This window comes from Cobetia sp. QF-1 (assembly GCF_002213105.1).
GTDB classification, from domain to species: domain Bacteria; phylum Pseudomonadota; class Gammaproteobacteria; order Pseudomonadales; family Halomonadaceae; genus Cobetia; species Cobetia crustatorum.
In genome coordinates this window covers 129,919-137,759 of record NZ_NBVS01000009.1, presented here as the reverse complement: position 1 = coordinate 137,759, position 7,841 = coordinate 129,919, and the positions used below count along the sequence as shown (strand labels likewise).

Annotated in this window: 6 protein-coding genes and 1 pseudogene; 3 read left to right on the top strand and 4 right to left on the bottom strand. The window is 58.1% G+C overall.

The genetic code is table 11. From position 1 onward, the window contains the following. Nucleotides 1-104, top strand: a pseudogene (locus CFN46_RS17495) (IS5/IS1182 family transposase); the annotation flags it as partial. Nucleotides 105-589: 485 nt separating this feature from the next. On the opposite strand, the gene CFN46_RS17885 reads toward CFN46_RS17495, so the two are convergent. From CFN46_RS17885 to CFN46_RS14965, 3 genes are all read right to left on the bottom strand, one after another. Continuing rightward, nucleotides 590-973, bottom strand: coding sequence for a zinc-binding dehydrogenase (locus tag CFN46_RS17885; protein ID WP_217897841.1), 384 nt, complete (start codon nt 971-973; stop codon nt 590-592). 75 nt (nt 974-1,048) lie between these two features. Next, entirely contained in the window at nt 1,049-2,080 is a 1,032-nt protein-coding gene (locus tag CFN46_RS14970) for an HlyD family secretion protein (protein ID WP_088743977.1), read from the bottom strand. 54 nt (nt 2,081-2,134) lie between these two features. After that, on the bottom strand, nt 2,135-3,715 hold the full coding sequence (locus CFN46_RS14965; RefSeq protein WP_217897840.1) for an MFS transporter: 1,581 nt from the start codon (nt 3,713-3,715) through the stop codon (nt 2,135-2,137). A gap of 124 nt (nt 3,716-3,839) precedes the next feature. Between CFN46_RS14965 and CFN46_RS14960 the strand changes: the two genes are divergently transcribed. Beyond that, on the top strand, nt 3,840-4,589 hold the full coding sequence (locus tag CFN46_RS14960) for an IclR family transcriptional regulator (RefSeq protein WP_176426489.1): 750 nt from the start codon (nt 3,840-3,842) through the stop codon (nt 4,587-4,589). 150 nt (nt 4,590-4,739) lie between these two features. Here CFN46_RS14960 and CFN46_RS14955 read toward each other — a convergent pair whose 3' ends face one another. Continuing rightward, nucleotides 4,740-5,435, bottom strand: a complete 696-nt coding sequence (locus tag CFN46_RS14955) for a haloacid dehalogenase type II (RefSeq protein WP_088743975.1) — start codon at nt 5,433-5,435, stop codon at nt 4,740-4,742. A gap of 392 nt (nt 5,436-5,827) precedes the next feature. Between CFN46_RS14955 and CFN46_RS14950 the strand changes: the two genes are divergently transcribed. Further along, entirely contained in the window at nt 5,828-7,750 is a 1,923-nt protein-coding gene (locus tag CFN46_RS14950) for a TonB-dependent receptor (protein WP_141103670.1), read from the top strand. Nucleotides 7,751-7,841 lie beyond the last annotated feature (91 nt).

The window sequence follows — 7,841 nt, the reverse complement described above, 5'->3', positions numbered from 1 at the left end:
GTATTGCGACGCGATATGAGAAGTTGGCCCGTAGCTTTTATGCGATGGTATGCGTAGCTTGCATACGCCGCTGTCTACGAGCCGACTTTTCGTACAGAACCTAGTAAGTAACTCATGGTAAGTCTGTAGGGTTGCCTGTGGAGCGCTCTTGTCGGCGATGGCAGCTTTGACACTCGCGACCTGGTCCTGGTCGAGCTGTACCAAGGGCTGAGCGATACTTTGTGTGCTGAGTACAAGGAAGGTACTCACTGAGCATAATAATTGTTTTATGAGTTTCATGTTGTCCCGATATTATTTAGGAGAGAGACGATTGCCGCAGCGTATTGCTTTTATTTGTTAATACTTATGGATTAATTTATTGGTGTGGTGGTGAGTCACCCGCACTAGATCAGAAATAGAGAAGTGATGGAGTTGATCAAGACTGCCCAGCATCGATCAGAATCGAATCGATGCAAAAAAGTTAGCTGTAAAACTTTAGAGGGAAAACTCGACTTTAGGGTGATGCAATAATGTGCTTTTCATCATCGGCGCTGGATCAGGTGTTCGCGGAGTTTCTACGCTTTATCCATGATGAAAATTTTTGTGAAGCTCAACGGGCTGATGCCGAGCCTTGTCGACAAGGCCATATGACAATGAACGAAACGCAGCACGGAGCCACTAGGGCCCCGTGCTGCGTTGTTGAATCACGATTCGCCTGTTCAGGCAGAAATGATCTGCTCAGCCACGAAGCGATAGGTATTCGACGCAGAGCCTGTAGAGAGTGGCGTACCAGCATCGGCACACCGGTCGTCTCGAGCGAGAATTCGCTGCCGCCATCGATGATGCGCTTGATCTCGCCAACCAGGTCTTGTGTCTTGCCGTTGACGCTGTGGGTCGCGCCCAGCTCACGCGCTAGCGTGAGGCGGCTCTCGTGCAGGTCGACCGCGATGATGTTCTTGCAGACGGTCGGGGCCCGGTCAGGTAGTGACTGCAATGGCCACAGTGGGCGAATGACAGCACCACATGGTCGCCTGCTGTCATGCGAGGCTCCGCTGGGCAGCGGGTCGGGTCAGTACTGTTGCGTGGTGCTGACATGAGCGATCACGGACATGCCGATACGCACCTTGTCAAAGTCGGGCTGGTTCGGCTCGAAGACGATCTTGACCGGCAGGCGCTGGGTGATCTTGGTGAAATTGCCGGTGGCATTCTCGCTCGCCACTGCCGAGAAGGCGTTGTTGGAGGCAGGGGCGATGCTCTCGACATGGCCGTGGAATGTCTTGCCCGGCAGGCTGTCCAGAGTCATTTCCACCGGTAGACCCGGGGCCATCTCTGCCATCTGGGTTTCGAGGTAGTTGGCGACCACGTAGGCTTCCCGATGTGGCACGATGGCCAGCAGCGAGGAGCCCGGCTGCACATAGGCGCCAACGCGCAAGGAGCGTTGGGTGACGATGCCATCCTTTGGGGCACGGATGGTGGTGTAGCCGGTATTCAGCTCTGCTTGCTCGAGTGCGGCACGGGAGCGATCCACCTCGGCCTGCGCCTCGACACGCTGGGCTTCGAGTACGCCAATCTGCTTTTCCGCTGAGCGCTGAGCTGCCTGGTACTGCACGAGACGCGCCTCCCAGATGCCTTGCTCTTCATCGGCCTTTTCCTTGTCCTGCTGGGAGGCCGCATTGGTCATGCGCAGGCTGCGATAGCGTTTGGCATCGTTGCGGGCGTAGCGCAGCGATGCCTGGGTTGCCTTCACTTCCGCGATGGATTGCTGCACGACAGCATGCTGACGCTCGATATTGGCGTCCAGGTCACCCACGGCAGCCTGCTGAGCGGCGAGATCGGCCTGGGCGGAGTGCAGGGAGGCCTGATAGTCGCGGTCATCCAGCGTGGCAAGTACCTGGCCTTGCTTGACCACTTCATTGTCTTCCACCAGGACCTTGTTGATCTGGCCCGAGACGCGTGTGGTCACCATCACGCTATCAGCACGCACATAGGCATTGTTGGTGGCTTCGCGGCCATCGTGGCCTTTCCAATAGAGGCCCGCGTAGGTCGCGACCAGCAGGAGCGCCAGAACGCTCAACAGTAGTGTGGTACGTGTCTTGTTCATGTCGGTGTTGTATCTCGTAGTCTATGTCGAAGATGGGCAATGACTGGACGTTGGCTAGCTGGCGGCCGGTGCCTGTGTCTGTGCAGCAGGGGGCTGTGCCGACTTTGCTGGCGAGGACTCGGGAGGAGGGGCCGGTGCTGGTTGCGGCGGGTAGGCGCGCTCCGGCAACACCATGATCAGCACCAGTAGCGCCACCACGAAGGGAATGATGGCGAGGTAGGCATCCGCAAAGCTCATCACCGCGGCCTGCTCGGAGAGGCGCGTGGCGATATCGCGCGCCGCCTCCAGCGGGATGAGGCCGGCGGGCTGATTGCCCTGCAGGCTCAGCGCCTCGCTCAGACGGGTCGAATGCAGGGCATCACGCTGGACGATGAAGCTGCCATAGGCGGTGGAGGCCACCACCGTGAACAGCGCCCGTAGCGAGTTGACCATCGCGGTGGCGAAGGGACCTTCCAACGGGCTGAGCGCGCCGGTGGCATTCATCAAGAGCGGCACCACCACCATCGGCTGGCCCAGAGTGTTGAGCACCTCGATGAGCAGGAAGTTGTCGCGATTCCAGTCGCTGGTGAGCTGCGAGCCCAGCAGGCAACTGATCAGGATCAGCACCAGTCCCGTGGCCATCACGTAGCGGCTGTCGATGCTCCTGCGGTTGATGAGCGTTGCCACCAGCGGCGCCAGCACAAGCTGCGGCAGTGCCATGGTCAGCATCACCGGGAACAGCTGCATGGGGCGATAGCCCTGTACCTCGCTTAGATAGGCGGCGGGAATCGTACCGGCGACCAGGGTCAGGAACATGAAGGTACACAGGGTGAGAATGCCGAAGGCAAAATTGCGACGTGCCAGCAGCTGCAGCTTGTAGAGCGGCACCGGGTGGAACCATTCATGGATCAGGAAGGCGATGAAGGTCAGGCCGCCCGTGCCCAGCAGCGCGATGATCAAGGGGGAGTTGCCCCAGTCGAGCCGCTCCCCCTGGGTCATGCCGGCCACCAGTGCGCAGAGACCGGTGACGCCAAGCAGGGCGCCGAGCCAGTCGAACTGCTTGAGGCGCTCCAGCTTGAGCGGGTCCTGCGGTAGTCCGTAGGACACCAGCGCCGCTGCGATGAGACACATCGGCGTGGTTTCCCAGAACACCAGATTCCAGTCACCCAGGTCACCATAGAGGGCAGCCAGTGGCGCTGACAGATATGGGCCGAAGGTGGCCGTCATCGCATAGGCCGACAGGCCGTAGAGCTTGCTGTGCCAAGGCAGAAAGCGCAGCGCCGACATCATCAGCAGCGGTAGGATGCTACCGGACGCCAGCCCCTGGACAATGCGCAGTCCAGCCATCAATGGGAAGTTGTCGGCCAGAGGGACCAGCAATGAGAACAGTGCCAATGTCAGACAGGCACCGATCGCGAAGCGGCGCAGACTGAAGGTGACCGCCAACCAGCCGGCGAGCAGCATCATCGAGACTTCGGCGGCGCTGTAGAGAGTGGTCAGCCAGCTGCCTTCATCATGTGAGAAGCCGAAATGGCCGATCACATCTGTCAGTACCGTCTGAGTGACTCGCTCGCCGACGCCGGACATCAGCGAGGCGAGCAGGATGCCCACGAGGCCGAGAGCGATTCGCAGATTGAAGGGTTGAGCAGCAGCCACTGGCAGGTTCTCACGTCTGACGGAAAGGACAGGAAGATATCGCGGCGGGTGTTTCGTTATGCGGTACACTGTACCATTCGGCGGTTTTATTAGGCAAGTAGTTAGCTTGTTAAGGAGATGTGTCTTGACCACACGTGAAGGCGGTGGCGTACAGGTCGTGGCCAGGGTCGCGGCGATTCTCAAGAGTCTGGAAGGCAATGAGCGGGGCATGAGTCTGGGGGAGATCGCGCAGCGCAGTGAGCTGCCGCGCTCCACCGTCAAGCGGCTGGTGGACGCGCTGGCGCAGGAGGATCTGCTGGAGATTCATGGGCATGGCGGTATCCGGCTGGGGTCTGCCTTGATGCGACTGGCGCGGCATAGCCAGCTCGACATCACCACGCACGCCAAGTCATTTCTGGAAGCCTTGAGTGTCACCACCGAGGAGACGGTGGTGCTCTGCAGCCTGAGCGGCAACGAGTTGCTGATACTGCACTCCGTATTGTCCCCGCAGCCCCTGCGGGTATCGCCGATGGCCGGCAATTTCCTCTCTCTGCACGCGACGTCCAGTGGCAAGGTCCTGCTGGCACACCTGCAGGATGAGCAGGTCAAGCACTTGCTGGGAACACCGCTCACGGCTTACACGGACAAGACCGCGAATATGCCCGCGCTGCTCGAGCAGCTGGCGGAGATTCGTCGCTGCGGATTCGCGTACGATGCCGGTGAACACACCCGCGGGGTCGCGGCCATCGCCATGGGACTCGAGACCAGTCAGGGGCATTACGCCATCTCGGTTCTGGGCCCGGAGTGGCGCATTACCAGCCGGCATGCCGAGATCAAGACGGCCCTCGGCCAGACCCGTGACGAGATGCTCAAGACGTTCCGGTCACTGGAGTGAAGACATCGACAAGAGGCAGGGGGCAGAAGAAGGCTGCAGATCACCAAGGGAGGTGGAGGTGAGGCGGGGGAAGAGGTAAATCAGACACGCCACGGGCCTTGAGTAGGCGCCGTGGCGTGTCTGTCATGCGGCTTTCACCAGCGGGGGATATCAGGCGTGTCGGGTGGCGATCAGGTGATCAGCCAGGGTCATCAACTCATCAGCCACATGGTCCGGTGTCGGCACATTACTTGCCGGCAGCACGGCATTGTGCGGACGCGTCAAGAGTGCGCCCTGCATGCCGGTGGCCTGTGCACCGATGGTATCCCAGACGTGACAGGCGACCATGCACATGTCATCGAGCTCCACTTTCATCTGCTCAGCCACGAAGCGATAGGTATTCGGCGCAGGCTTGAACTGCTTGACGGTATCGACGCTGAAGTGTTGTTCGAACAAGTCACCGACACCGGCTTTTTCCAGCGGCGTCGGTGAGGAACCTCCCGGCGAGTTGGTCAGCGTGACGAGGCGGAAGCCTGCCGCCTTCAGACGCTCAAGCGCCGGGGCCACATCAGGGTATACGGGCATGTTGGCCATGCGTGTCTTCAGTTCGTCGATGTCATCTTTGTTGAGTGACACATGATGAATGTCAGCGACCATCTGCAAGACGCCGATTCCCAGCTCACCAAAGGGTGTGTAGCGCTCTGATAGTGTCAGGGTCTGCGAATAGAGCACCAGCTGTGCAAACCACTCACGCAGAACAGCTTTGTCGTCAAACACGCGTGCAAACAGAGGCTCGAGTGTCGTGATATCGAGGAGGGTCTCGTTGACGTCGAAGACGAGTACGGAGGCAAATTTAGCATCTGTCATGTGGGGATCCTTTGAGGCAGACATCGAGACCTCAGAGGTCTAAACATGAGGCATCGCGGTAGTAGAAGGAGACGATAACTAGCTTCACTACCTAGTGATGATTCACCTTACTTAATTTTGAACGATTGCTCAAGCATGGCGATTTTTGATGCGTTCAAGAGGCGATGAGTGATACGAAATTCGATAATTTAGGTTCTTTGCAAAGAGATTCTTTGCGCATTTATGTAGCTGATCAGCATTTTTGATGGCAGAAAGTTTATATAAATACAAATTCCGTGCAATTTCCTTGCACAATGATTATGAGAACAATTACTATTTGCGTCTCTAACGCATAATCATTCAAGGGAATTCCCACTGTGCATTTTCGTCTCCACCCACTGACTGCAGCGCTCATGTCCTGCTCTGCCTTGACGCTTGGACTTCCGGCTATTGCCTCTGCTGATGATCTCGCGCCTCTTGTCATCACCGAAGAGCGTATGGAAGGCATCTCGGTCATCACCGCCGACGACATCGAGCAGCGTCAGGCACGTGATATGGAAGATCTATTCCGGGGACAGCCGGGAGTCGATGTCGGAGGTGGTGTCGCCATCGGTCAGAAGCTCTATCTGCGCGGCATTGAAGATACCAACCTCAACATCACGGTCGATGGTGCCCGTCAGGGCGGGTATCTGTTTCATCACACGGGGCGTTTGTCCATTGATCCGGCACTGCTCAAGACGGCAGAAGTGGATAGTGGGCCTGCCACTGCTGATGATGGCCCCGGTGCGCTTGGGGGAAGCGTGCGCTTTGAGACGAAAGATGCGCAGGACCTGCTGCGTGACGGACAGGATCTGGGTGCACGTGTTTCCGCCGGGACGGAAAGCGCCTCGCATGCGGTGAATGGCACGACGGCGATTTATGGTCGTCTGGGCGAAAATCTGGGATTGCTCGGCTATGTCAGTGGCCGCAACAGTGATGACTACGCTGCCGGTGAAGGCGATATCCAGCCGCAAACGGCAGGTCAGCAACGCGGATATCTGTTCAAGGTCTCCCTGCTTGACCAGAACGACCAGGATCTGCGCGTAAGCGCTGAGCGCACCACTGATCACGGTAGCTACTATACGCGTCCCCACATGCCGACCTTTGGCAGCCAGACGCCGACCTATCAGGAGATGGAGCGCGAAACCTTTACCGTGAATCATGATTGGCATCCGGATTCCGACTGGCTCGAGACCTCCACTACGCTCTACCACACCACTCAGGTGCTGGACCGAGTCGAGAGTGGCAGTCGCAGCGAAGCCGTCGATATCGGCGGGGATATCCGCAATACCATGAAGCTTGATAGCGGCCCCATTGCACATCGCCTGACCACCGGTATCGATTACTACGATCAAAAGACACGTAACGAAAGCGATGGTGAGCCCAATGGCCCGAACAACGAAGACACGGCGCGCAATCTAGGCGTCTACGTGCAGGACCGCATGTACTATGGCCCATGGGAGCTGTCGGTCGGTGCACGTCTGGATGACTATAAAAGTGAATACGGTAACGCGGGCGATGTGAGCGGTAGCGAGGTTTCTCCGAATGCCCGCCTGAGTGTCGAGGCCACCGAGCACCTGACACTGCATGCCGGCTACGGTGAAGCGGTGCGTGGCGGCAAGACACGTGAAGTTATTCTGATTGGGGATGATGTCGTCATTGCACCGGGCCTGGAGCCGGAGCGTGCGCGTCAACGCGAGATTGGTCTGGAATGGCGCCAGCAGAATGCCTTCGTGAAGGGCGATCGTTTCGGATTCACTCTGACCGGCTATGACACCGACATCGAGAACTTCCAGGCGTATAACCGCAGTGATGATCCGGCGGTGCTCTATAACCTTGAAGGAGAAGTCGAAAGTCGCGGTTTCGAGGCAGGCATCACCTGGGGGAAGGGGAATTACGATACGCGCCTGAGCTACGCCAAGACTCGTCTTGAGAACAATGACGGTGAACCGTTGGGCGATGAGATGTCAGTGGGCGCTTCTGTCGGGGATACATGGGCATGGGATAACCAGTACCACTTGAGCGGCGCTGACGTGACGCTGGGTTATACCCTGAATGCGGTGGAGCGTCTTGAGCGTGTGGCCGAGGGAGACAATGAGAAGCCGGGCTACGTGACGCATGATATCCGTGCCCAATGGACGCCGGCCAGCTATCAGGATCTGACGCTTTCGCTGGCGGTCAACAATCTGCTCGACAAGCGCTATAGCGAACACAGTACCTATACGCTTTCCAGCAACGGCAATAGCGTACTGGAGCCGGGGCGTGATATTCGTCTGGGGATGAGCTACGCCTTCTAACGCCATGCTGTATGGGTGGTATTGATACGTTAAGTCAGCAAGCAAGTACATGACGAATGCATAGACGCAAAGAACCCACCTTCATGGTGGG